Here is a 24,184-nt window from a genome sequence, read left to right on the forward strand (position 1 = left end):
CGCAGCCCGATCGCTTACGAGACAGCTTCCGAAACAACATCAACTACGCTGACACCAGCCGCATAACCCGTGTCCAGGACTCGGGGTCAGGGCCCCAGCAACTGCGACCGCGCTACCAGCAACGACTCAGCCTTCCGTTCAGCAACCGCCCGAGCTGGACGCTGATGAGACTCTTGCCGGCCGGAAAGGGGCAACCAGCGGAAACGCGAACGTCGAATTTGTCGAAGGCAAGAAGGGCGACGCCCTTGTCGTCGCCGTGCGCTGTCTGGGCCAAGGGAAGATCAATGTTTCGGTGTCCCCGGTTCATGTCTCCTTCCCCCTGGAGTGCCTCACCGGCGAGATCAGCACTACCTACAACCAGATCGCTGTGACAGGAGTGGACCGCAGCGGCAACGTCTCCGTCCATGCCCCTTCCTCCGTCCGCTGGTCCATGACCATCGGACGCGGTGTGCCCGCGGCAGAGGAATCGCCCGACGCTCCGTGAGGCATGCGCCCTTCACCCTTACGGCCTCACCCTGCCGCGATCAGCTTCGCCAGCAGCTCTGCCGCTTCGCGGCGCACGATGCCGAGCTGTACCAATCCGTCGATCGCCGAGCAGCACGAGTTGTGCGGCCAGGGTGCCGGCGCTTCGGCGCGCACGGTTCCAGCCATTGCCGTAGGTGCGTGTGTCGGGGATCAGGGGCCGTCGTCGGGCTGGAGCTCCTGGTTGGGGTTCTCTCCCACGAGCTCAGTCATTCGACGGGGGGGGCGACGTCCTGGCGGTCGTCGAGGGACTTCGCGTAGCGGCTCGGCGGGGGCGGTCCGGGAGCCCAGGAGGGCAACCGGGACCGTCCGGTAGCGCGGGGAGCGGAGGGAGCTGCCTTGGACCAGTTGAGATGTACGAGACCTGCTGCCGCTCCACGGGGGTCGCGGCGACGGCACGGCCGCGTCGGAGTGGCTGGGCAGCGCCGGGGGTGGACGGTCGTCGATGGCGCGTCGTGCTAGGCCGGAAGGTCGCGTCCCAGGCGTGCGAGTGGGGACAACGCCATTACCGCTGGGGACAGCATCATGCCTGCGGCCGTCGCCAGGAGGCTGGTGCGCAGCCCCCACTCCTCCGCGAGGAATCCGCCGATCAGAGAACCGAGCGGGGTCAGTCCCATGCCGACGAACGTGATGGTGCCGGCCGCGCGGCCTTGCATCCCGTCCGGGGTGACGGCCTGCCGGACGGCCATGACCGTGACATTCACCAACTGGCCGCCGAACCCGAACACGAAGCCGACCGCGAGGAGCGCGGGAACCGTCACCGCGGAGGAGCCGTGCAGCACGGGCACACACAGGAACACGCCGTCGCCGAGTGCCGCCGCGCACACGAGCACCGCGCCATGACCGAACCGGCTCGGCAGGCGGGCGGCCAGCAGGGAGCCCAGGAGCGCGCCCGGTCCCGCCGCCGTGAGCGCCAGCCCGACGACGGTGCCCGACAGGTGCAGTTCGCGCGGCAGGAAGAGCAGATACACGGTCGTCATGGCCGCGAAGGAGAACTGGAAGGCGGCCGAGGCCAGGCACACGGTCCGGAGCACGGTATCGCCGGCGACGAAACGCAGGCCCTGATGGATGCGTTGCCAGACCCGAAGGGGGTGTTCCGGGCGCTCCGGGACCGACTCGGCTCGGCGGATCCGCCGGATCGACAGGAACGACAGCGCGAAGAACAGTGCGCTGGAGGCGGCGGCAAGCGGCGCCGACAGCAGGGACACCAAGGCACCGCCGAGAGCGGGACCGCCGATCTGCGCCGCGGACCGGCTGCCCTCGAGCGCGCTGTTGCCTCGCACCAGTTGGTCGCGTTCCACCAGTCGCACGAGGGACGCCTGGTATGCCACGTCGAAGAACACGGACAGTGCCCCGACGGCGAAGGCGAGCGCGAGCAGGGCGGGCAGGCCGAGCCAGCCGAAGAGGCCGGCGATGGCGGCGGCGCCCAGGGCCAGGGCCCGACCGACGTCCGTGAGCACCATCGTCGTGCGGGTCCGCCATCTGTCCACCCACGCGCCGACGAAGAGCGAGAGCAACAGGATCGGCGCCTGCCCGACAGCGCGAAGGACGCCCAGTTGCCCGGCACTGGCGTTGAGCGTCAGGACGGCGAAGAGCGGCAGAACCACGAGAGTCGCGTGTTCACCGAGTTGGGAGGCTGTCTGGCCCAGCCAGAGTCTGCGGAAGTCGGCGTCCCGCCACAGGCTTGACGGAACAGGTCGACCGGAATCGGATACAGCGGAGGAAGCGGACGGCACGGGAATCCCTTGTGTTGCCGACAACGAGGCCCGCCACGGGCACAGGAAAGGTGCACCGACGGTTCAGGCAGGGAAAGGCTCGCTATGCCGCGGCATCAAGGGCAGCACGCGATGACAGGCCGGTCACGGCCAACAGCGTCAACGCGCGCTCGGGTAACCGACCATGTCGTAGCTCCTCGTGGGTGACTCGCTGCGCCCAAACCCTAGCCGTCGGCGGTGCGACGTGAAAGGCAGCGGCCTCGCTCGCCTCTCTCGCAACCAAGCGGGTAGAAGCCGTAGTTCGGTGACGCGCCGCTGGGCACTCGTTGCAACACCCGGTAGCAACACCCGGTAGCAACACCCGGTACCGGCACTCCCCTTCGACGGTCGGCGGGGCGCTCTTCGTCCGCGGACACTGCTCGTCGTCCGTCATCGTGCGCCGAGGACCTGGCGGGTGAGATGAAGGACGGCGTCCGGGCGGGGTCGCCGGGCGGCGAGTGGAAGCGTGTCAGGGAGTCTCGGCTGCGGGCCGGGGGGACGTCGGTTGGAGGCGGACGCAGCAGTGGCCGGGAATGGGGGCCAGGCGTGCCTGGAGGCCGGCTTCGTCGAGCCCTTGGAGGACGCCGCGCAGTAGGTGGAGGTTCATGCCGCAGACCGTCTGGGTGTGTTCGCGGGCGAGCGCGTGGAAGGGGCAGTTGCCCAGCACGATGGCGTCGCCGTCATGGCGGGGCTCGAAGCCGTACCGCTCCAGCAGGTCGACGACACCCGTGCTGTGCTCGCCGGCGAGCTGTTCGCCGAGGTGGTGGGCCGTGCGGTGCAGGACGGCGCGGGCCGGTTCCCCGGTGGCCTCGGATTCCTCCACGGCGTGGGCGAGGAGCCGTCCGGCCAGCTCGTAGTGGCGCTCGGGCAGGCTGACGGTGACCTGCTGGGCGGAGCGCTTGTAGAGCTTGGCCGGCCTGCCCGCGCCCGGCCCGGTGCGGCCGCTGCGCCGCTCGTAGACCACGTCGAGCAGTGATTCTTCGGCCAGACGGTCCAGGTGGAAGGCCGCGGTCTGGCGTGCCAGTCCAAGAGCTGCGGCGGCCTCGTCGCGGCTCACCGGCTCCGGCCGGCGCACGACGTGGTCGTAGAGCCTCCTGCGGGTCGGCTCGTCGAGAGCGGCTACGGCGGAGATGCCGGGGCGGGGTGCGTCGGGGTCAGGTGTGTCGGGATGGGGTGTGTCGGGGTTGGGTGCTTCCTTCGGGTGGTCCACGAACACCAGTGTAAAACCCACAGCCATTGACTAAAGAACGTTGGCGCGCTTCTATCGATAGTGAGAGTTGTCTATAGAGAGAAGGGCGTCATGTCGTCCGCAAGCACAACCACCACGGCCGCCACCCCCCGGCGGGCCGTGCTCACCGACCCCGGCTACCAGGCGTTCGTCATCCTGCGTACGGGGTTCACCGTGGCGCCGATCCTGTTCGGGTTGGACAAGTTCACCAACCTGCTCGTGGACTGGCCCACCTACCTGGCGCCGTGGATCAACGACGTCGTTCCGGGCAGCGCCCAGGCCGCCATGTACGCCGTCGGTGTCGTCGAGATCGTCGCGGGCATCGTCGTCGCCCTCGCCCCGCGCTTCGGGGGCTGGCTGGTGGCCGGATGGCTGGCCGGGATCATCGTCAATCTGCTCACCGTCCCCGGCCACTACGACATCGCGCTGCGCGACTTCGGCCTCCTGCTCGGCGCGGTGGCCCTTGCCCGGCTCGCCCAGCGCTACCACGGCGAGCGGCAGCCGCGCTGAGGACCCGCGGCGGCGCGCCGACGGCGACAAGGCGGGTGAGCGTCCGGGAGCTCGCCCGCCTCGGCCGCGTCGAGTCGCCGTTCGCGGGCATGCCGTGCCAGTGCGACGCGCGAGCGGTGCGCGGAAGCCGGTGGGATGGTGGTGCCATGGGAGCCTTCAGCGGTTCTCCGGGAGCAGGGTCTCCGGGAGCAGGTTCTCCGGGCACGGGCCCTGGGTCTGACCTGTCGGTCCGGGGCTCGCGGATCGGTGGCTACGTTCCGTTGCGCGAGTACGCGGTGATCGGCGATGGCCGCACTGCCGCCCTGGTCGCCCGTGACGGGTCGGTGGACTGGCTGGGCCTGCCCGACCTGGACTCCCCCGCCGTGTTCGGCGCCGTGCTGGACGCCTCCGGCGGCGGCCGCTTCCGGCTCGAGCCGGTGGTGCCCTACCGGACGGAACGCCGCTACCTGCCCGGCACCAACGTGCTGGAGACGACCTTCCTCACCCGCACCGGCTCGGTGCGGGTCACCGACGCGCTCACCCTGCACGACGACACGGCACTGACACCGAGGCGCGAGCTGCTGCGGCGTATCGACGGGCTGTCCGGGTCCGTGCCGCTGCGCTGGAGCGTCGAGCCCCGCTTCGGCTACGGCACCCAGCGCACACGGCTCGTGCGGCGCGCGGGTGTCCCGGTGGCGGCCGCCGGCAGCGGCGCTCTCGCGGTCTGCGCCTGGGATGCCGGCGAACCCGCATGCCACGGGGACGTGATCAGCGGCCGGTTCGAGCTGCCTCGGGGCCGACGCGCCATGATCGCGATGCCGTTCGCCGATCAGGAGCCACTCGTCCTGCCGGCCCGCTCCGAGTGCGAGGCGCGCCTGGACGGCACGAGTGCGGCGTGGCGGAGCTGGGCCGAGGACCGCCTGTACACCGGGCGGTGGCATCAAGCGGTGATGCGCAGCCTGCTGGCCCTGAAGCTGCTCGTCCATGCCCCCTCCGGTGCGGTCGCGGCCGCGGCGACGACTTCGCTGCCGGAGGAGATCGGCGGTGAGCGCAACTGGGACTACCGGTTCTCCTGGGTGCGCGACTCCGCCTTCACGTTGGCGGCGTTCCTGCGGCTGGGCTGCCCCGCGGAAGCGCACGCCTACTTCTGGTGGCTGATGCACGCCTCCCAGCTCACCCACCCCGACCTGAGCGTGCTGTACCGGCTGGACGGCGGCCGTCGCACCCCGGAGAGGACCCTCCCCTGGGAGGGCTACCGGGGCTCGGGGCCGGTCCGCGTCGGCAACGCCGCGGTCGGCCAGGTGCAGCTCGACACCTACGGCGAACTGGTGCAGACCGCCTGGCTGTACGCCCGGGCCACGGGACGGCTGGACGCGGACGTCGCGCGGCGCCTGGCGGAGCTCGCCGACCTCGTCTGTACGAGGTGGCAGCGACCCGACTCGGGCATCTGGGAGGTCCGCAGCCCACCGCGGCACTTCACCCAGTCCAAGATGATGTGCTGGGTGGCGCTCGACCGCGTCGCCGACCTGGCCCGCCGCGGACTGGTCCCCGACCGGCACGTGCACCGCTGGCACGCCGCGCGCGACGAGATCACCGCGTTCGTCGAGACCCGCTGCTTCTCGTCCGCCCGCGACAGCTACGTCCGCGCCGCCGACGGCGAGGACCTGGACGCCGCCGTCCTGCTGGGACACCTCTACGGATACGGCGATGAGCGGCGCATGCGCTCCACGATCACCACTCTGGCCCGCCACCTGCGGCACGGGCCCTACGTCGACCGCTACTCAGGGGAGGACGGACTCGCCGGCGGCGAAGGCGCCTTCCTCGCGTGTTCCTTCTGGCTCGCCGAATCCCTCGCCCGCACCGGCCGCCTTCCCCAGGCGACCGAGCTGATGGACGAGCTGGTCGGCCTGGCCAACGACGTCGGCCTCTACAGCGAGGAGATCGACCCCGCCACCGGCGACTTCCTGGGGAACCTTCCCCAGGGACTGAGCCATCTGGCGCTGATCAGCGCCGCCTGCGCCATCACCGCGGCAGGCGAGGACGCATCGCGATGAGCGCGTGGGCGACCGCCGCGGGAGCCTTCGTCGGCACACTGGCGCTCACGACGGCGCTGCGCGCCGCCAGCGAGCTGAGCCTGACCCGCATGGACCTGCCCTTCCTGCTCGGCACGGCGGTGACCGTCAACCGCACCCGCGCCAAGGCCATCGGCTACCTGATGCATTTCCTCAACGGACAGATCTTCGCGTTCGTCTACTTCGCCGTCTTCCTCGCCATCGACCGCAGCGGCTGGTGGCTGGGGGCCCTGTTCGGACTCGTCCACGGCCTGTTCGCCGGCACCGCACTGGTCAACATCCTCCTGCCGCTCGTCCACCCGCGGATGGGCAGCCCCCTGACCAGCGCCCCCGACGTGGCACTGCTCGAACCTCCTGGCTTTCTGATGCGCAACTACGGGCCCGGAACCCCAGTGGTCACCGTCTTCGCCCATGTCGGCTTCGGAGCGATCGTCGGAGGCTTCACCGCCCTGCCGGCGTGAGGGCCACGTGGCCGGGCCGCGCGCGGGTGCGGGCCGCATTCCCTGATCCGGATCCCCTCGCGAAGGTGCGGGCTGCCTTGCGGACCCCGGCCCGCAGCTCCGGAGGATCGCGGACGGTCCACCGCCGATGATTTTCCGCGAGCAGCACGGTCAGTACGGCCATGACTGATGTGAACAAGCCGCCGGTCGTCTCCCGCCGGGAGTGGCTGGCCGCGATCGACACCCTGCGCGTCCGGGAGAAGGCGCACACCCGCGAGGGCGACGCCATCGCCGCCGCCCGGCGGCGGCTGCCCATGACCGAGGTGGACCCGTCGGCCCCGCTCGTCGGAGGCAGGGGGCACGTCCCCCTGATCGACGTCTTCGAGGGCCGCACCCAGCTGTTCGTGTCGTACCACATGTGGCACGACGGCCACCCGGCCGCCGAGCAGTGCGAGGGCTGCACCTTCTTCACCGGGCAGGTCCGCGAACTGTCCTATCTGCACCAGCGTGACGTCACCTTCGCCGTCTTCTGCCAGGGCCCCTACGGGGAATCCGACCGCTACCGCCGCTTCATGGGCTGGGACGTGCCCTGGTACTCCGTACCGGCCGAGTCGCACGAGCGGCTGGTCGCCGGCCGGCATTTCGGCATGAAGGCGTGTTACCTCCGCGAGGGGGACCGCGTCTACGAGACGTACTGGACCACCGGCCGCGGCGTCGAACCCATGGCGCCGTCCTACGGCATCCTCGACATGACCGTCTACGGACGGCAGGAGACCTGGGAGGACTCCCCGTCCGGCTGGCCGCGGCCGTACGAGACGCTCGGCCAGCAGTTCCGCGAGGACGGACGGCCCACCGCGCAATGGGCGCGGATCGCCGCCGGCCACGACGACGACCTCCACGGCGGACGGACCGGCACGGGCGCGGGAACAGGCAGTTCGGGCTGCTGCTCGGGCTGAACGACTGCGACGACGGCGGCGACGACGGCGGCGACGGCGGCGCGGCGAGCTGCCGGGGAGGGGGCGCGGGCCTGGCTGCCGGGCGAGTACCACGAGAGGCGCAGGGCGGCGCCCTCCACCGAACAGGTCCGCGACCGTGAACCGGCCCGCCGCCCGTGGGACCGCGGCGCCGAGCTGCTGTCGATCACCACGCGGTGAGACCGGGCCGCCGGGGGATGGGACGTGGGACGAATGCGGCGGGCCTCGCTCCCCCGCGGCTCCGTTGCCGACGTCTCGTCAGGTGCGGGATTCACCGGACGCGCCGCCCCGGTTATCCGATATATGACTAGTAGGCATGTCTTATTTAGTTATGCACACATATACGCGGCGCACCGTGCTCGGTGCCTCGATCCTCGCCGCCGCCGGTTCGGGAGTCCTGCTCGCCTCTGTCGCTTCCGGCTCGCGCTCCGGGACCGACACCCACTCCGGGACCACCCCCCACCCCGGGCCGAGCGCCCGCCCCGGGCCCGGCACCCGCCCATCCGACCCGGCCGTCGGCCGCGGCGGGAGCGGCTTCGTGCCCAGAGGGCCCAAGGGGTATGTCAACCCGTCCGATCCCGAGGTGCTCGCCGCCGAGCGGGCGCGTGGGTCGGGGTCGCTGCGGAAGTTCACGCTGACCGCCACCGAGGCGTCCCTCGATCTGGGCGGGCGGACCGTCAGGTCGTGGACGTACGGTGACACGCTGCCGGGGAAGGAGGTCCGGGTCACGGCGGGTGACGTCCTCGATGTCACGCTCGTCAACCATCTGCCGGAAGCGACGACGCTGCACTCGCACGGGATCCGGCTGCGGTGCGACATGGACGGGGTGCCGGGGCTGACCCAGTCCTCCATCAAGCCGGGAGCGGCCTTCGGCTACCGCTTCGCCGTGGCGCACCCGGGCACGTACTGGCTGCACTCGCACTCGGGGATGCAGCTCGACCGCGGCCTGTACGCCCCGCTGATCGTCGAGGACCCCAGGGAGCCGTTGTCCTACGACAAGGAGTGGGTCGTCGTCCTGGACGACTGGGTGGACGGTGTCGACGGCTCCACGCCGGACGGTGTGCTCGCGCAGTTGCACAAGGGCAAGGGTGTGCCGATCGACATGGGTGAGGACGGCGGACACGGGGGTTCCGGGCACGACATGTCGGCCGGCTCGCACGCGTCGGGCTCCGCCAGGGCCGTCGGCCCCTCCCGTGTGCTGCACGGCTCGCGCAGTCGCCTGCTGCACAGCGAGGGCGGCCACGTCAGGTATCCGTACTACCTGGTCAACGGACGGCTGGCGCACGCCCCCTCCGTCTTCCGGTGCCGTCCCGGGGACCGGGTGCGGCTGCGGATCATCAACGCCGGGGGCGACACGGCCTTCCGGGTGGCGCTGGGCGGGCACCGGATGACGGTGACCCACACGGACGGCTACCCGGTCGAGCACCGGGAGACGGACGCGCTGCTGCTGGGCATGGCCGAGCGCTACGACGTGCTCGTCACCGCCGGGGACGGAGTGTTCCCGCTGGTCGCGCTCGCCGAGGGGAAGCAGGCGCGGGCCCTGGCGGTCCTGCGTACCGGCAGCGGGAGGCCGCCCGGGCCCTCCGTGCATCCCAAGGAGCTGGAGGGGCGGGTGGTGCCGGCCAGACGGCTCGTGCCGGACGAGTCCGTGGCCTTCGGTGACCGCGAACCGGACCGCGAGATGCGCTTCAGGCTGACCGGGAGCATGGGGAACTTCGACTGGAGCTTCGACCACCGGCCCTACTCCGTCGAGCAGCGCCACCCCGTCGAAGAGGGCGAACGGGTCCGCCTCACCCTCATCAACGCCACCGACATGTGGCATCCCATGCACCTGCACGGCCACACCTTCGCCCTCACCGGCATCGACGCGGCCGGAGCCCGGAAGGACACCGCCCTGGTCCTGCCGCACCGCAAACTCGTCGTCGACTTCGACGCCGACAACCCGGGGCTGTGGATGCTCCACTGCCACAACCAGTACCACTCCGAGTCCGGCATGATGACCATCCTCGGCTACCGGAGATGACCGCGGCACCGGCTCCCCCACCGTCCGGCCACCTCACGTCCTTGCGCCCGGCCGTCACCGCCGCCGTGCCGCCAAGCGGACGGTGGCGTCAGGACGGTCGGTGGCGTCAGGACGGTCGGTCCCGGCGGCCGCGGGTGCGTGACGTGCTGTCGCGGACGCGCAGCTCCGCCGGGACGACCGTCAGCGGGGGCGGGGGCGTCGCGGGGGTGTCGATGCGGTGCAGCAGCACGCGCAGGGACCGGGTGCCGATGTCCGAGAAGTCCATGCGGACCGTGGTCAGGGGCGGGAGGAAGTGGGCGGCCTCCGGGATGTCGTCGTAGCCGACCACGCTGACGTCGTCCGGGACGCGGCGCCCCGCCTCGTGCAGGGCGCGCAGGACACCGAGGGCCATCTGGTCGTTCGACACGAAGACGGCGGTGACCTCGGGGTCCTTCGCCAGTTCGCGGCCCAGGTCGTAGCCGGAGTCGGCGCTCCAGTCGCCGACGAGGGGGGCGTGGATCCCGGCGCCGGCCGCCTTGAGGGTCTCCCGCCAGCCTTCCGTGCGGCGGTCGGCCGACGTCCAGCCGGTGGGGCCGGCGACGTGGCGGACCGTGGCGTGGCCGAGGGAGAGGAGGTGCCGGGTCGCCTCGCGGGCCCCCGTGCGGGCGTCCGAGGTGACGACGGGGGTGCCGTCGCCGAGGTCGTTGTCCATGACGACCAGCGGCATGTCCAGGTGGGCCTCGGCCAGGGCCTTCGCCACCCACAGCTGCGGGGCGATCGCGATCACGCCGTCCGCGCCCTCCGCCGACAGGCGGTCGGCCGCCTGGACGACCGTGGCGCGGTCGGCGGTGTCCAACGCGATCGAGCTGACCAGGTAACCGGCCTCCTGGGCCGCCGTGTTGATGGCGGTCAGGGTGGAGGCGGGACCGTAGCGGGCCGCGTCGAACGAGATCACGCCCAGCATCCGCGTCCGGCCGCTGGCCAGCGAGCGGGCGCTGCGGCTCGGGCGGTAGCCGAGCGTGCGCATGGCCGCCCGGACCGCCTCGCGGGTCTCGGCGCGGACGGACGGGTTGTCGTTGAGCACCCGGGAGACCGTCTGCTTGGAGACGCCGGCGAGCTTCGCCACGTCGTCCATGACCGGGCGGGCGCCCGCGAAGTTGCGTCTGCTGCGTCCCCTGGTCGCCGGGCCGTCGGCGGCGCTTCGGGTCATGGTGGGTGCTTCCTTCGGATTCCTCGGACTCCCGCGGAGGCAGTGCCACTGCCCCGCCCGGCGGATCCACAGGATAGGCCGGGCGGGTCGAGGGGCCGAGGTCAGGCCGCGCCGAGCCGCCACGTGCGGCGCGTGACCCACTCGGCGTGCCGGATCTCGGCGTGCCGCATCTCGGCCTGCCGGCTCTCGGCTTGCCCGGTCTGGGCCTGCCCGCTCCCGGCGACTCCGGGTGCGGTCCGCGCCGGCACGTACACGGGCGCGTCGGCGGCGAGCGGCAGCACCTTCAGCACGAGGGTCTCGCCGGCCGGCAGCCGGTCCAGGGCGATGTCCCACGGGCGGCCCGAGAAGAACTGGTCGGCCACGAGCCTCCCGCCGACGTACGCGCGGGCCGCGTCGCCGGTCCAGTGCAGACGCAGGAGGGTGCCGGGCGCGGAGTGCGGGATCCGCACCTCGTACACCGCCGCCGCGGTGTCGTAGTGCTCGTCCGCTGGGGCGCTCGCCCGGTCCAGGACGCCCGTGGCGGGGGCGGGCGGCGGGCCCGCCGGGCGGAGCGGGGTGAGGGCCGGGGGCGCGGGTGCCTCGTCGGGTGCGGCGTCGGGCGCGGCGTCGGGGAGCAGTGTGTAGCGAGTCAGGACGCCGTCCTGACTCTCCTTCACCGTGGCCCCGGATGCCGTCGGCGGGCGCTGCGGCGCGGGCAGGACGGAGAGGGAGACCGACGGGCCGGTCGTGCGGCTGTGGAGACGGACCTCGTTCGCCTCCGCGTCGAACACGACGCCGTCCGGACAGAGGATCAGGCGTCGGGTCCCCCATGCCTCACCCCGGTAGGCGGTGCGGGCCGTGGCCGCGTCCAGGATCAGCAGGGCGACCCGGCCGCCGTCGGTCGTGTCCACCTCGACCCAGGCGTCCGTACCGGGGCGCAGGCCCGTGATCAGGATGCGGTCGCCGGTGGTGGTGCTGACGGTGTCTCCGCGGCCGGTGCGGACGGACCGCACCGTCCGCGCGTCCAACGCCAGTTCGGGCGCGATGCCGTCCGTCGCCGCCAGCACCAGGACCGTACGGCCGTCCCCGCCTCCGTTCCCGTCCCCGCCTCCGTCCCCGTTCCCGTCCCCGCCTCCGTCCCCGATCTCGACCGTGCACACCGGCTGGGCCGTGGCCCAGTCGAGGCGCAGGCCGGCCACGTCCAGGCGCAGGGGCCAGCAGAAGTAGGCGCCGGCGGGAACCGTCACCGGGGTGCTGGGCAGGGTCAGGGCCGATGCCTCGGGGAAGTCGACCGTGAAGCTCGTACCGGGGTGGGCCGGGAGCGGCTCGTGCGGCTGGTGGTTGGTGACGAAGAGGAAACCGGAGGCGACGCCGTCGGTGCGGACGGCCCAGCGCAGGGTCGCCCGGTCGTGCTGGCCGTCCGGACGGTCCTCCGGGAGGACGCAGGACATGGGGGCGACGAGCGGGCCGAAGTCGGCCAGCAGCAGGTGCTGGAGGCGCAGTTCGTCGTACGACGGGTGGTACTGCCCGTACTCGCCGAGCGGGGCCTGGAAGTCGTACGTCAGGACGGGGAGGTCGTTGGGGTAGTGCGTCGCGTGGGACTCCTGGAGGGTGGTCAGCTCCCCGACGGGGTTCGTGCCTCCGTGGAACATGTAGTAGCCCTGCCAGACCGAGCCGCATCCGATCTTGGTGAGGCCCAGGGCGCCGATGTCGGCGGCGTCGACGCGCGGACGGCGGTGGTAGGCGACCGCCATGCCACCGCCCAGCTCGCAGGTCGCCCACGGGAACCGGTCGGCGTGGTCCCGCGGGTCGGTGCCGCGGACGGTCGTCGGTCGCAGGTCGGCGCCGATGCCCTCGTCGTCGCGCTGGTGGGTGAAGAAGTAGTGCTTGCGGCAGGTGTCGGGCCAGCCGCCGTCCGCCTCCGTCCAGAACGCCTCCGGATAGCCGCCGTACAGCGGGAGCAGTTCGTCACCGGGGAGCTGGACTCCGCCCCAGGCCGTCGACGTCCACAGCGGTGCGCTGAGGCCGGCGTCCTCGGCCATGCGCTTCAGGGTGCGGAGGTGGCCGGGCTGGTCGTACAGCTCGTTCTCGATCTGGATGGCGACGATCGGACCGCCGTGCGCGCGGTCCAGGCCCCGGAGTTGGTCGGCGATCGCCTCGAACCACGGGCGTACGGCGGCCAGGTAGGCCGGGTCGTCGGTGCGCGGGGCGGCGGTGCGGGCCAGGACCCAGTCGGGCAGGCCGCCGTTGCGGACCTCCGCGTGGGACCACGGGCCGATGCGGGGGATGAAGTCCAGGCCGTGGCGGGCGCACAGCTCGGCGAAGCGGCGCAGGTCGCGGTCGCCGTCGAAGCGGATGCGGCCCTCTGTCTCCTCGTGGTGGATCCAGATGACGTAGGAGGCGACGGCCGTCACCCCGCCCGCCTTCGTCTTCAGCAGTTCCTCCTCCCACTCCCGGGCCGGGAGGCGGGAGTAGTGGAACTCGCCGGAGACCGGGAACCACGGGCGGCCGCCGCGGGTGAGCCAGCGGCTGGTGACCTCGATGGGGTCGGGGACGCCCGGGGCGTCCGTGAAGGGGAGGTGGCCGGTCAGTGGGGGTGCGGGGGGTGGGGGGACGCGTAGGTGGTGGGGGTGGGGGTGGTTGGGGTGGGGGTGGTTGGGGTGGGGGTGGTTCCGGTCGTGGGTCGGGGGCGGCATCAGGACTCCCGGTGGCCGAGGTCGGGGGTGTCGGTGAGGTGGGCGCGGGGGGTGGTGGTGGCGTGGAGTTCGAGGAGGACCAGGTCGTTGCTGCCGGAGCGCAGGACGGGGGCCGGGACGTAGAGGGTGCGCTGGGGGCCGCGGTTCCAGTAGCGGCCCAGGTGGAAGCCGTTGATCCAGGCCTGGCCCTTGGTCCAGCCGGGGAGCGCGAGGAAGGTGTCGGCGGGGGTGAGGACGTCGAACGTGCCGTGATGGAAGGCCGGTTCGGCGCAGGTGGGGGTGGCGGCCGGGGTGAAGGGGATCTCCTTCTCGTCCGGTACGGCGTCCAGGGGCAGGGGATGGACGTCCCAGCCGCGCAGGGGTGTGCCGTCGAAGGTGACCGGGCCCAGCAGGCCCTTGCGGGCGCCGATGCGGGGGCCGTAGTTGACCCGGCCCATGTTCTCGACGAGGACGTCCAGGACGGCGCCGGGTCGCGGTACGTGGACGGGCAGGGTCTCCTCTTGGCGCTCGCGTTCGAGGACGCCCGCGGGGGCGCCGTCCAGGAACACCTGGGCGCGGTCTCCCACGCCGCCCGTGAAGTGCAGCAGGCCGGTTCCCTCCGTGGGGACGGAAGGGACGGTGGTGCGGTAGAGGACGTATCCGGCGCGCAGGCCCAGGTCGTCGGCGGAGAGAGGGGTGTCGGTCGCCGTCGAGTGGACGGGGCGGCCGGCGAGCGGGAGGAGGGGTGCCCGCCGGGTCAGCTCCACGGTGGTGGGCGGGAGTTTGGGAGCGGGGGCGGGGGCCGGGTCGTCGGGGACCGGTGCGTGGCGGGCGATCACCTCACGGAAGGCGTGGTACTTCGGGCCCGGGTCACCGCTCTCCGTGAGCGGGGCGTCGTAGTCGTAGGAGGTGATGGTGGGGGCGTAGGTGTGGTGGTGGTTGGCGCCGTTGGTGAAGCCGAAGTTGGTGCCGCCGTGGAACATGTAGATGTTGACGGAGGCGCCCGCGGCGAGCAGCCGGTCCAGGTCGGCGGCCGCGTCGGCGGCGTCCCGGCCGTGGTGCGGGCCGCCCCAGTGGTCGAACCAGCCGATCCAGAACTCCGCGCACATCAGCGGGCCCTCGGGCTGGTGCGCGCGCAGGCGCTCCAGGGAGCCGTCGATGCGGCTGCCGAAGGTGGCGGTGGTGAGGACGCCGGGCAGGCTGCCGTTCGCGAGGTGGGTGGGGTCGGCCTGGTCGCAGGTGAAGAGGAGTTCCTCCACCCCTCGGCCGCGCAGGGACTGCTCCAGGTGCTTGAGGTAGGCGGTGTCGTCGCCGTAGGCGCCGTACTCGTTCTCCACCTGTACGGCGATGACGGGGCCGCCGGACGCGGCCATGTGGGGCAGGAGCGGAGGCAGGAGGAGGTCGAGGTAGCGGTCGACCGCGTCGGTGAAGCGGGGGTCGCTGCTGCGGAGGCGGATGTCGGCGTTGGCGGGGTCCGCGGTGAGCCAGTGGGGCAGGCCACCGCCGTCCCACTCGGCGCAGATGAACGGGCCGGGGCGGAGGATGACGTGCAGGCCCTCGGCGGCGGCCAGGCGCAGGAAGCGGGGGAGGTCCAGGAGGCCGTCCAGGACGAGGGTGTCGGGGGTGGGCTGGTGGAGGTTCCAGGGGATGTACGTCTCCACCGTGTTCAGGCCCATCAGGCGGGCCTTGTGGAGGCGGTCGGGCCACTGGTCGGGGTGGACGCGGAAGTAGTGCAGGGCGCCGGAGATGATCCTCAGGGGGGCGCCGTGGAGTTGGAAGCCGTCGGATGTTGTTGTCAGGGCCGGCATGCGGTGTCCCTTCCTGGGGTTGGACTGGTTTGCGGTGTGGTGGCTGGTGTGGGGGGGGCGGCTGGTGCGGGGGCGCCTGCGGGCGGTGGGTGGGTCGGGGTGGGGGGGGGGGGGGGGGGGGGGGGGCGGGGGGGGGGGGGGGGGGGGGGGGGGGGGGGGGGGGGGGGGGGGGGGGGCCCGGGGGGGGGGGGGGGGGGCCGGGGTCGTGGCGGTGCGGCGAGCCCGTCGCCGGTTGGGCGTACGGCTGCCTGCTGCAGAAGTGGAACTTGGCTGTGCAGCGCTAAGCGACGGGCTGCGCCGCACCGCCACGACCCACTCCCGCCGTCTCGCGGGTGCGGGAGCGTTCCAGGGGCGGGAGCGCTTCGGGTGCGGGAGTGCTCCGGGTGCGGGAGCGTTCCGGGGGCGGGAGTGTTCGGCTCCGTGGGCGAGTGCGGGTGTGGGAGTGGTTTGGGTGCTTTCAGGGGGCTGTCGGGTGGGTCCTTCGGGTCAGCCAGAGGGTGGCTGCCAGGCAGGTGGCGGAGAGGGTGGCCAGGAGGAGGGGTACGGCGTGGATGCCGGACCATTCGATGACCTTGCCGAGGGCGGGGCCTGCCGCTACGCCGCCCACCATGGACGCGGCGATGACCAGGGCGCCGGCCCTGCGGGCTCGGGGTGCCGCTCTGTGCAGCCAGGGGAGGCCGGTCGGGAAGATGGGAGCGATGAAGAGGCCGACCCCGGCGTAGGCGTACGGGGCCAGGGCGGGGATGGTGGCCAGCAGGAGGCAGGCGGTCATGCCGGCGCAGGAGACGGTGATGATGGCCGGGGCCGAGAAGCGCAGGGCGAGGGGGGCCACCAGGAAGCGGCCCACCGTCATCATCAGCCAGTAGACGGAGGTGGCGGTGGCGGCGATGCCGGCGCCGTAGCCGACGGTCTCCAGGTGGGTGGGCTCCCAGCCGCCCACGCCCGCCTCGATGCCGACGTGCAGGACGTAGAGGGTGACGAAGACCGTCAGGACGGAGGTCAGGCTGCGGCCCAGCGCCCCGGTGTGCGTTTCGGTCCCCGTCGGCTGTGGGGCCCTGTCGCGTACGCCCCTCAGGCAGAGGAGGAGGGGGAGGTTGGCCAGGGCGAAGGCCAGGAAGACCGCCGGGTAGCGGTCGGCGCCGGCCACGCCGATCAGGGCGGGGCCCAGGATCGCGCCCACGCCGAAGTGGGCGTTGAGGATGTTCAGCAGGGCGGCGGAGCGGTGGCCGAAGCCGACGGCGAAGAGTTGGTTGAGGCCGTAGTCGATGCCGCCGAAGCCGAGTCCGGCGAGGAGGGCGGCGGCCAGCGCGGCGGGCCAGTTCGGTGCGAGCGCGAAGCCTGCGGCGCCGAGTGCCATCAGGAGGTACGACGCGCCGAGGATCCACCGGTTGCCGGTCCGGCCGTACAGCCGGTCGAAGAGGAGGACGCCGGCCACCCCGCCGACGAAGTGGGCGCTCAGGGCGAGTCCGGCCGCCGAGGGTGAGAGCCCGAACTCCTCGCGCAGGGCGGGGATCGCCGGGCCGTACAGGGCCTGGAGTGCGCCGATGAGGACGAAGCCGACGCAGGAGGCCACCACGGCGGTGGGGGTGAAGACGGGGGCGGTGGGCGGGGCGGGGGCGCGACGCGCCGTGGAGGAGTCGGTCACGCGGGCTCCCGGGGACGGCCCACTGCGACGTGGGCGCCAGTACTTCCGACGAGCGTTGATGTTACCGGTAACATAAGCGGCGTCAAGATTGCGCGCCTCGGCTTCGGTGGGAGGGGCACGTTGTTCCTGACGGCCCGTCGGCGTTTCCCTGACACCTCGTCCGCGCCGCCCTACAGTGGCCCCCATGATCGAGGTCACCGTCACACGGCCGACGGTCCGGCATGCGGGGGAGGTGGTGGGAGTGCGCGGCTCACCGTCGTTCTGAGACCGACGTTCCTCACTCCCCCACACGCATCCGCCTGAGCACCCCCCACCGGCGCCCCGCCCCCCGCACGACCGGGCGGCGCACCGTACTCGGCGTCTCCACCGCCCGCCCACGACACCGCACAGGCAGCCGCGCATGCAACCACGCAACTACCGCATGGTCGTCTCGACCGCGCAGGACTTCGTCTCCACCTCGGCCGTGGCCGACCGCCAACTGCTCCACTGGCTCGGCGCGATCAAGCACTACGACACCTCCGCCCTCGACGAGGGCCGCAACGAGATAGCCGAGGGCGTGACCCTCGACCACGACGCCGCCGCGGGCCGGCACGGCTCGTACTCCCGCTGGCGACTGCGCGAGACCCGTCCCGACGCCGCGGGCACATGGCAGTCGACCCTGGTGGTCCGCGCCGGCCACCGCGCCGACGACCACCGCACGTGGCTCCAGGTGGACATCGAACACCACCCCGTCTCCCCGGACATCCGGCCCACCCGGGCCAACACCCCCGGCATCGCCCGACTGCTGCTGGACGCCCTGGAGGCCAGGGACGGCCTCTCGGACGTCAGCACCGTCCCGAAGTTCATCGAGCAGGATGACGTCGAGGAGGTCATCGAGGAACTCTGCGACCAGGACCGCAGACTCCCGATCGTCGTCGCCAGCGTCCCCTACGGGCAGGACGCCGAGTCATGGACCGAGAAGGTCGTGGAGCCGGCGTTCAGGCCCCTCCACGGCCTTGCCGTGATGTACGTCCTGAGGCCTGACGCGCAGGCCCTCTTCAACGCCACCCTCGAATACCACCCCGTCTTCGCCGGAGGCGTCCGCACCTACCTTCCCGGCGTCGACCCGGCCTGGCAGCCCGACGCCCAGCGCCACCTGGTGATGTCCGGCACCACGATCGCGGCGAACCCCAGGCGCGCGGGGGCGATCCTCGCGTCCCTCCCCCAGCAGCTCGCCCTCCGTCTGCCCCTCCCCGCGCCCCTGGACTCCCTCCCCGTACAGCGCACGCGCCCCCGCCCGTCCGCCCACCACTCCGGACTGGACGAGCTGCGCGCGGAGAACAAGACCCTCACCCAGATGCTCGCCGAGGCGGAGCAGCGAGAGGACGCCCACGGGGACGTCCTGCGCGACCTGCGCCAGCAGTTGCAGATCGCGGAAGAGCTGGAGTTCGACCAGGCAGCCGAGAACCAGGACCTGTACGCCAAGCTCAAGGCCGCGGAACGCCAGGTGAGGGCCCTCCAGGTCAGGCTCGAAAAGGCCGGTCAGGACGGCCTCGCCCACCTCCCCGTCGTCGTCCCGGCCGACCAGCCGACCACCTTCGCCCACATCCTCGTCCGGATGGGCGAGTTCCCCCACCTCTCCTTCACCGGCAACCAGAAGATCACGAAGGAACTGGACGCCCAGTCGGTGGGCAACTGGGTCGAGGTGGCGTGGGACGCCCTCCGCGCCCTCGACGAGTACGCCGCCGCCTCGGCCGCGGGCACGGCGGGCGGGGACTTCCGCCACTGGTGCACCCACCTGCCGGACGACTGCGAGAACCCCTTCCCGGCCGGCAAGGTCAAGATGAAGGAGTCCAAGACCGTCGGCAACCGCGACGACTGGCGCCGCGAACGCACGTTCCCCGTGCCGAAGAGCGTCGACCCGAGCGGGAAACTGTTCATGGAGGCCCACCTGCGCATCGGCGGCGGCAACACGGTGGCCCCCCGGCTCTACTTCTACGACGACGGCCCCAACACCGGCCTGGTGTACGTCGGTTACCTGGGCCCGCACCCCACCAACACGAAGACCTGAACGATCACCCCACGCCGGTTCCAGAGGAGAACCGGCCGAACGCGCTCGGTGACGCGAAGTCGGGAATCTCCGCCCCGCGGTGGACGGGCAGGTGTCGTGACGGCCACGGCTTGGTTGCGACAAGGGCTTCGCGGCGTACGGGAGTTGAGGGTGCGGAAGCATGCCGGGCATGAGACGGGACCGGTATGTCGACTTCCTGCGTGCGTGGGCGATCCTGCTGGTGATGCTCGGGCACTGGCTGATCACCGGGCTGGTGCGGCGTCCGGACGGGGAGATCGGCGCGCCGGAGCTGCTGGCGACGGTTCCGTGGACGCAGTGGCTGACGCTCGGCTTTCAGATCATGCCGCTCTTCTTTCTCGCCGGCGGGTATGCGGCGGCAGGGTCCTGGGCGCGGGCACGGGCCGGCGGGGGGACGGCCGCCGGGTGGGTGGGGCAGCGGGCGGTACGGCTGTTGCTGCCGGCCGGTGTCTACAGCGGGCTCGTGCTCACGGCCGTCGGGGTGTGTTCCGCGCTCGGTGTGGATCCGTTCACGCTGGCGCTGGTGGGCTGGGCCATGGCCATGCAGTTCTGGTTCCTGCCGGTCTACCTGCTGCTCAGCGCCCTGACGCCGGCGCTCCACGCCCTGCATCGGCGCCGGGGGCCGCGCGTCCCGGCGGGGATGGCCGCCGCCGCCCTCGTCATCGGCGTCCTGGACGTGGCGGCGGACGTGACGTACGTCGGGGCGCTCAACTACGTGCTCGTGTGGGGCGTTGTCTACCAGCTCGGCTTCTGCTGGCGGGACGGCCTGGTGGGCGGGAGGCGGTCGCTGCTGGTCGTCCTGGCGGTGGGCGGCGGGGCCGGGTTCGCCGCGCTCGTCGGTTTCGGGCCCTTCCCCGTCAGCCTGATCCTGGTGACCGGGCAGGACCCCGGCAACACCAACCCGCCGTCGGCGGCCATGCTGGCGTGGGCGACGGCCCAGGTCGGGTTGTGTCTGCTCGTCGCGCCCGCGGTGCGGCGGTGGCTGGAGCGGGAGCGGGTGTGGCGGGCGGTGCGGATGACGGGGGCCGCGAGCATGACCCTGTACCTGTGGCACATGCTGCCGGTGCTGGTGATCGCCGCCGCCTTCTATCTGACCGGCCTCGCTCCCCAGCCCGCGTTCGGGTCGGCGGCCTGGTGGGGGTGGCGGGTGCCGTGGCTGTTGGTGCTCGGGGTCGTCCTGGTGGGGGTCGTACGGATGCTGTGGCCGCTGGAGCGGGCGCTGGCCCTGCTCGACGTCGGGGCCCGGCCGGACGCCTCAGGCCTGCGGCGAACCTGGGCGCTGTGGGCCGGACTCGGTCTGAGTGTCGGGGCGCTGACGTACTTCGCCGGGCACGGTTTCGCACCTGACGGGCGCTTCCCGGTGTGGCCGGCGGTGGCGTCGGGGGTGGGTTTGGTGCTCGTGGTCTGGCGGCGGGGGCCGGCCGGGCACATGGGGGACGAGGACGGGGCGGGCGCCCGGGACGAGGGGTCCCTGGAGGAGGCAGCCTGAGGGGGACGGTCGTCCTTCGGGCTGTCCAGGCGTGGGCCGGGGGCCGTCGGTCGGGGGTTCCCCTTGCGGACCGCCCGGCCCTCGATCACCCCGATCAAGCCGACCGTTTCCGGGCCGCCGTCTTCTTCGCCGAGCCCGTCGGCTTGCCCGCCGTCGTCTTCTTCGCGGACGTCTTCTTCGCCGTGCTCTTCGCCGCCGCCCCCGTCTTCTTCGTGCTCTGCGCGGACTTCGCCGTCGATTTGGTCGTGGTCTTCTTCGCGGCCGTCTTCTTCGCCGCCGTCGACTTCTTCCCGCCCGTCTCCTTCGGCGCCGCGCGGGCCGACGTGCTCTGGGGGAGGGATCTGACCTCCGCCTTCTCCGGTTCCGCCGCCGGCTCCTCGCCGCGCGACTCCTTCGCCGCCCGCACGCTCTTCTCCAGGGCGGCCATCAGGTCCAGCACCTTGCCGCTGGACACGGGGGCGGGGGCCTCGGGGGGCGCCTCGCCGGCCGCCTTCGCGGCGACGACCTCCTCGACTGCCTCCCGGTACTCGTCGTGGAGGTCGTCCAGGTCGACCTCGCCGAGGGTGTCCATCAGGGCGTCCGCGAGGTCGAGCTCCTTGTCGCGGACGGTGACGGAGGTGTCGGGGGCGACGCCCTCGGGGGCGCGGACCTCGTCCGGCCACAGCAGGCCGTGCATGGCGATCGCGTCGCCGACCACGCGGAGCATGCCCAGCCGCTCCCGCCCCCGCAGCGCGTACTTCGCGATCGCGACCTTGTTGCTGCGCTTCAACGCCTCCCGCAGCAGGGTGTACGGCTTGGCGGCCGGGGCGCCGCCCGCCTGGAGGTAGTACGCGGCGTCCATCTGGAGCGGGTCGATGCGATCGGCCGGCACGAAGGCGACGATCTCGATCGTCTTCGTGGTGGGGATCGGCAGATGGGCCAGGTCCTCGTCGGTGATCGGGATGATCGTGCCGTCCGCGTCCTCGTACCCCTTGCCGATCTCCGCCTGGCTCACCTCGCGGTCCTCCAGCTCGCAGACCTTGCGGTAGCGGATGCGACCGCCGTCCTCGGTGTGGATCTGGCGGAAGGAGATCGAGTGGCTCTCGGTGGCGTTCACCAGCTTGATCGGGATGCTGACGAGGCCGAAGGAGATGGCTCCGTTCCAGATGGATCGCACGTGCGGCACCTTTCCGGGCATTCACCTACAAAGGTGAGCGAAGAGACAGAAAGTGATGCAACAGCCCAATTCATGTGATTCATGTGATTCTCATCGTATGACGCCGATTACAGAGGTGGAGGGGCGACGGCTCGCGCTCAGCAATCTGGAGAAGGTGCTGTATCCGGCGACCGGCTTCACCAAGGCCGAGGTGCTGCACTACTACGCGACGGTCGCCGACGCCCTGCTGCCCCATCTGCGGGACCGCCCGCTGTCCTTCCTGCGCTACCCGGACGGGCCCGGCGGGCAGCTCTTCTTCGCCAAGAACGTGCCGCCGGGCACCCCCGAGTGGGTCACGACCGCCGAGGTGCCGCGGTCGGAGGGCCCGGCCCGGATGGTGCTCGTGCAGGATCTGGCGAGCCTGATGTGGGCGGCGAACCTGGTCACCGAGTTCCATACGCCCCAGTGGGTGATCCAGGACCCCGAGCGGGCCGACCGGCTCGTCTTCGACCTCGACCCCGGCGCCCCCGCGACCGTCGTCGAGTGCTGCGAGGTCGCGCTGTGGCTGCGGGAACGGCTGGCGGCGGACGGGATCGAGGCGTACGCCAAGACGTCCGGGGCGAAGGGGCTGCACCTGCTGGCGGCGGTGCGCGGGTCGTCCTCCGAACGGGTCACGGACTACGCCAAGCGGCTGGCGGTGGAGGCGGAGCGGGCCATGCCCCGGCGGGTCGTCCACCGGATGACCCGCAGCCTGCGCCCCGGCAAGGTCTTCGTCGACTGGAGCCAGAACGCGGCGCGCAAGACCACGGCCGCGCCCTACACCCTGCGGGCCCGGCCCGAGCCCACCGTGTCGGCGCCGGTGACCTGGGAAGAGGTCGAGGAGTGCGGGGCGCCGGAGCTGCTGGTGTTCCGGGCGCAGGACATCGCGCCGCGCGTGCAGGACTACGGCGATCTGCTCGCCCCGCTGTTCGACTCGGAGGTGGCCGGGGTGCTGCCCTGATCATTCGGGGCAGGACCCCGGCCGCCCCGCGGCCCGGCTCGCCCGCCGCCTCACGGCCCACCGGCCGGCGGCGTCCAGCCCGTCCGGCCCCTGCGGACCAGGCGCGTTCAGGGCCGGACGGGGGCCCGGCGGCGGCAGCCCCGAGGACGGCCACCTCGGCCGACCCGCACCCCGGCCGACCCGCACCCGCCGGACCTCAACCGCCGAACCCCCACGTCCCGCGGTCCCGCGCCATCGCGTGCAGCCCCTCCACGTCCGCCGGTTTCAGCAGCCCGCCCGTCCTGGCCAGCGCGGCCAGCTCCGTGTCGCGCAGGACGCGGACCTCGCGCGGGGGCGTGGTGATCCGTACCTCCGCCGGGCCCACCAGGGCGAGCACCGGACGGACCTCGGCGGTCAGGGCGTAGGCGGCCCGGTCGGCGTCGGCGCGGACGCGGCGCAGGAGGGGGTACGCGTCACGGCGGCCGAGGGTGACCGTCGGGTCGGCGACGAGGACCCGCTGCTTGCGGGCGTACAGGGCGTGCACGGCGAAGAGGCCGCCGGGGCCGATGACCAGGTGGTGGATGCGGTCGCCGCCGGGCAGGGGGACGGAGTGCAGGGTGTGCCAGCCGGCGCCGTCGAGCCGGTCCAGGGCCTCGCCGACCGTCTGCTCGGCCTCGAGCGCGCGGCGGCGCGGGTCGGGGCGCAGCCGGTACACGGGGCCGGGGTCGCGGTCCAGGGCGATCAGCAGGGCCTCGCCGGGGCGGTTGGGGGCCAGGTCGTCGTCCGGGTGGAGGGCGAGGCGGGCCAGCTCGGCGGGGGTGGGGACCGGGGGCGGGCCCACCGTGACCGAGCCGGTCAGGAAGGGGCCGAGCGCCTCCAGGACGTCCTCCCTGCGGTCGTCGGCGAGCACGTTGACCCGGCCGGCCTCACGGTCGTACCAGGCGATGTTCCGGCCGTCGGTCAGGCAGACGTAGAGCCGCTCCTGGCCGTGGCGCCAGGTCGGTATGACGCGCAGTCCGCTCATGCACCATCACCCCAGACCATGGGAACAGGTGGGGTGCTCCAGGGGCAAGAAGGAGGCTATTTTGGGTGGAGGTTGGGCAGCCCTGGCGAGCACGGTTTTGGGGAGGCGCCGTTGCGGACCCGTGGGAAGCGACCCGACGTACCGGCTCCGGACGCTGCGTGGAACGAGATCGTGCCCGGCCTGTGGATGGGCGGGCACGAGTTCCGGGGGCGCTCCGGGCAGCGGGAGTTCGCCGTCGTGCGCGGCGAGTTCGATCTCGTCCAGACCCTGTTGCGGCTGCCCGGACACGGGCCCGACCGGGGTGTCCGGCACCATGTGTGGCCGATCCCCGACGGGCCGCTGGACGGCACCCAGCTCGCGGGGGTGATGCGTCTGGCGCAGGCGGCGGGCGAGGCGCTGGACGAGGGGCGCACGGTGCTGGTCCGCTGCTGGCACGGCTACAACCGCTCGGGGCTGGTCATCGCGCACACGCTGGTGCGCCGGGGCCACCCGGTGGAGGACGCGATCCGGCTGATACGGTCGCGGCGCTCGCCCTGGGCCCTGCACAACGAGCTGTTCGTGGAGTACCTGAGGGCGGGACTGTCGACGGCCCGACTGCTGGAGGAGCTGGCCGAGTAATCGTTCCCCCACCCCGGCCCCGCCCCTTCCCGGGACGTCAGCCCCGCCCCTTGCCGGCACGTCAGCCCCACGC

At 72.5% G+C, this 24,184-nt stretch carries 19 protein-coding genes; 10 read left to right on the forward strand and 9 right to left on the reverse strand.

The annotated features are described in order from the left end of the window. Positions 1 to 292: 292 nt before the first annotated feature. Complete coding sequence (locus ACF1A1_RS13655) at positions 293 to 484, forward strand: hypothetical protein (protein ID WP_391999644.1); 192 nt, start codon at positions 293 to 295, stop codon at positions 482 to 484. A gap of 26 nt (positions 485 to 510) precedes the next feature. Here the strand turns inward: ACF1A1_RS13655 and ACF1A1_RS13660 are convergent, their stop codons facing one another. From ACF1A1_RS13660 to ACF1A1_RS13670, 3 genes are all read right to left on the reverse strand, one after another. Beyond that, complete coding sequence (locus ACF1A1_RS13660) at positions 511 to 651, reverse strand: hypothetical protein (RefSeq protein WP_391999645.1); 141 nt, start codon at positions 649 to 651, stop codon at positions 511 to 513. Between the two features lie 329 nt (positions 652 to 980). Further along, the gene (locus ACF1A1_RS13665; RefSeq protein WP_391999647.1) at positions 981 to 2,258 is read right to left on the reverse strand and encodes an MFS transporter; all 1,278 of its coding nucleotides are present in this window, start codon (positions 2,256 to 2,258) and stop codon (positions 981 to 983) included. 487 nt (positions 2,259 to 2,745) lie between these two features. Next, the gene (locus ACF1A1_RS13670; RefSeq protein WP_392000184.1) at positions 2,746 to 3,492 is read right to left on the reverse strand and encodes a helix-turn-helix transcriptional regulator; all 747 of its coding nucleotides are present in this window, start codon (positions 3,490 to 3,492) and stop codon (positions 2,746 to 2,748) included. An 84-nt stretch (positions 3,493 to 3,576) separates the two neighbouring features. On the opposite strand from ACF1A1_RS13670, the gene ACF1A1_RS13675 reads away from it, so the two are divergent. From ACF1A1_RS13675 to ACF1A1_RS13695, 5 genes are all read left to right on the forward strand, one after another. Next, positions 3,577 to 4,014, forward strand: a complete 438-nt coding sequence (locus tag ACF1A1_RS13675; RefSeq protein WP_391999648.1) for a hypothetical protein — start codon at positions 3,577 to 3,579, stop codon at positions 4,012 to 4,014. Positions 4,015 to 4,274: 260 nt separating this feature from the next. After that, positions 4,275 to 6,047 carry a glycoside hydrolase family 15 protein gene (locus ACF1A1_RS13680; protein ID WP_391999649.1) on the forward strand — a complete coding sequence of 591 codons (1,773 nt, stop codon included), beginning with the start codon at positions 4,275 to 4,277 and terminating at the stop codon, positions 6,045 to 6,047. Further along, on the forward strand, positions 6,044 to 6,526 hold the full coding sequence (locus ACF1A1_RS13685) for a hypothetical protein (protein ID WP_391999651.1): 483 nt from the start codon (positions 6,044 to 6,046) through the stop codon (positions 6,524 to 6,526). Before ACF1A1_RS13680 ends, ACF1A1_RS13685 begins: the two co-directional genes overlap by 4 nt. Positions 6,527 to 6,687: 161 nt before the next feature. Next, positions 6,688 to 7,461, forward strand: coding sequence for a DUF899 family protein (locus ACF1A1_RS13690; RefSeq protein ID WP_391999653.1), 774 nt, complete (start codon positions 6,688 to 6,690; stop codon positions 7,459 to 7,461). Positions 7,462 to 7,810: 349 nt separating this feature from the next. Continuing rightward, positions 7,811 to 9,502, forward strand: a complete 1,692-nt coding sequence (locus ACF1A1_RS13695) for a multicopper oxidase family protein (RefSeq protein ID WP_391999655.1) — start codon at positions 7,811 to 7,813, stop codon at positions 9,500 to 9,502. A gap of 106 nt (positions 9,503 to 9,608) precedes the next feature. Here ACF1A1_RS13695 and ACF1A1_RS13700 read toward each other — a convergent pair whose 3' ends face one another. From ACF1A1_RS13700 to ACF1A1_RS13715, 4 genes are all read right to left on the reverse strand, one after another. Further along, a complete protein-coding gene (locus tag ACF1A1_RS13700) occupies positions 9,609 to 10,691 on the reverse strand; it encodes a LacI family DNA-binding transcriptional regulator (RefSeq protein WP_391999657.1) in 1,083 nt (360 codons plus the stop codon). A 101-nt stretch (positions 10,692 to 10,792) separates the two neighbouring features. Next, a complete protein-coding gene (locus ACF1A1_RS13705) occupies positions 10,793 to 13,366 on the reverse strand; it encodes a beta-galactosidase (RefSeq protein WP_391999659.1) in 2,574 nt (857 codons plus the stop codon). Next, positions 13,366 to 15,153: a glycoside hydrolase family 35 protein gene (locus ACF1A1_RS13710; RefSeq protein ID WP_391999660.1), complete on the reverse strand. Its 1,788-nt coding sequence runs from the start codon at positions 15,151 to 15,153 to the stop codon at positions 13,366 to 13,368. Before ACF1A1_RS13710 ends, ACF1A1_RS13705 begins: the two co-directional genes overlap by 1 nt. Positions 15,154 to 15,610: 457 nt before the next feature. Beyond that, a complete protein-coding gene (locus ACF1A1_RS13715; RefSeq protein ID WP_391999661.1) occupies positions 15,611 to 16,798 on the reverse strand; it encodes an MFS transporter in 1,188 nt (395 codons plus the stop codon). Positions 16,799 to 17,198: 400 nt separating this feature from the next. Between ACF1A1_RS13715 and ACF1A1_RS13720 the strand changes: the two genes are divergently transcribed. Both ACF1A1_RS13720 and ACF1A1_RS13725 read left to right on the forward strand, forming a co-directional pair. Further along, a complete protein-coding gene (locus ACF1A1_RS13720; protein ID WP_391999663.1) occupies positions 17,199 to 18,848 on the forward strand; it encodes a hypothetical protein in 1,650 nt (549 codons plus the stop codon). A gap of 169 nt (positions 18,849 to 19,017) precedes the next feature. Continuing rightward, positions 19,018 to 20,355: an acyltransferase gene (locus tag ACF1A1_RS13725; RefSeq protein WP_391999664.1), complete on the forward strand. Its 1,338-nt coding sequence runs from the start codon at positions 19,018 to 19,020 to the stop codon at positions 20,353 to 20,355. Between the two features lie 94 nt (positions 20,356 to 20,449). Here ACF1A1_RS13725 and ACF1A1_RS13730 read toward each other — a convergent pair whose 3' ends face one another. Then, positions 20,450 to 21,511, reverse strand: coding sequence for a Ku protein (locus ACF1A1_RS13730; protein WP_391999665.1), 1,062 nt, complete (start codon positions 21,509 to 21,511; stop codon positions 20,450 to 20,452). Between the two features lie 97 nt (positions 21,512 to 21,608). On the opposite strand from ACF1A1_RS13730, the gene ligD reads away from it, so the two are divergent. Next, entirely contained in the window at positions 21,609 to 22,490 is an 882-nt protein-coding gene (gene ligD / locus ACF1A1_RS13735; RefSeq protein ID WP_391999666.1) for a non-homologous end-joining DNA ligase, read from the forward strand. A 196-nt stretch (positions 22,491 to 22,686) separates the two neighbouring features. Here ligD and ACF1A1_RS13740 read toward each other — a convergent pair whose 3' ends face one another. Further along, entirely contained in the window at positions 22,687 to 23,493 is an 807-nt protein-coding gene (locus ACF1A1_RS13740) for a nuclease-related domain-containing protein (protein WP_391999668.1), read from the reverse strand. Between the two features lie 111 nt (positions 23,494 to 23,604). Here ACF1A1_RS13740 and ACF1A1_RS13745 point away from each other — a divergent pair, with 111 nt between their 5' ends. Then, positions 23,605 to 24,111: a dual specificity protein phosphatase family protein gene (locus tag ACF1A1_RS13745; protein ID WP_391999669.1), complete on the forward strand. Its 507-nt coding sequence runs from the start codon at positions 23,605 to 23,607 to the stop codon at positions 24,109 to 24,111. Positions 24,112 to 24,184: the final 73 nt, after the last annotated feature.

This window comes from Streptomyces sp. NPDC014995, from assembly GCF_043080745.1.
Lineage (GTDB): Bacteria > Actinomycetota > Actinomycetes > Streptomycetales > Streptomycetaceae > Streptomyces.

What these genes read in the sequence shown, in the direction of transcription:
- ACF1A1_RS13700 (WP_391999657.1), bottom strand. Translation starts at nt 10,691, where the DNA reads ATGACCCGAAGCGCCGCCGACGGCCCGGCGACCAGGGGACGCAGCAGA.
- ACF1A1_RS13705 (WP_391999659.1), bottom strand. Translation starts at nt 13,366, where the DNA reads ATGCCGCCCCCGACCCACGACCGGAACCACCCCCACCCCAACCACCCC.
- ligD (WP_391999666.1), top strand. Translation starts at nt 21,609, where the DNA reads ATGACGCCGATTACAGAGGTGGAGGGGCGACGGCTCGCGCTCAGCAAT.
- ACF1A1_RS13660 (WP_391999645.1), bottom strand. Translation starts at nt 651, where the DNA reads ATGGCTGGAACCGTGCGCGCCGAAGCGCCGGCACCCTGGCCGCACAAC.
- ACF1A1_RS13685 (WP_391999651.1), top strand. Translation starts at nt 6,044, where the DNA reads ATGAGCGCGTGGGCGACCGCCGCGGGAGCCTTCGTCGGCACACTGGCG.
- ACF1A1_RS13720 (WP_391999663.1), top strand. Translation starts at nt 17,199, where the DNA reads ATGCAACCACGCAACTACCGCATGGTCGTCTCGACCGCGCAGGACTTC.
- ACF1A1_RS13690 (WP_391999653.1), top strand. Translation starts at nt 6,688, where the DNA reads ATGACTGATGTGAACAAGCCGCCGGTCGTCTCCCGCCGGGAGTGGCTG.
- ACF1A1_RS13695 (WP_391999655.1), top strand. Translation starts at nt 7,811, where the DNA reads ATGCACACATATACGCGGCGCACCGTGCTCGGTGCCTCGATCCTCGCC.
- ACF1A1_RS13740 (WP_391999668.1), bottom strand. Translation starts at nt 23,493, where the DNA reads ATGAGCGGACTGCGCGTCATACCGACCTGGCGCCACGGCCAGGAGCGG.
- ACF1A1_RS13675 (WP_391999648.1), top strand. Translation starts at nt 3,577, where the DNA reads ATGTCGTCCGCAAGCACAACCACCACGGCCGCCACCCCCCGGCGGGCC.
- ACF1A1_RS13725 (WP_391999664.1), top strand. Translation starts at nt 19,018, where the DNA reads ATGAGACGGGACCGGTATGTCGACTTCCTGCGTGCGTGGGCGATCCTG.
- ACF1A1_RS13710 (WP_391999660.1), bottom strand. Translation starts at nt 15,153, where the DNA reads ATGCCGGCCCTGACAACAACATCCGACGGCTTCCAACTCCACGGCGCC.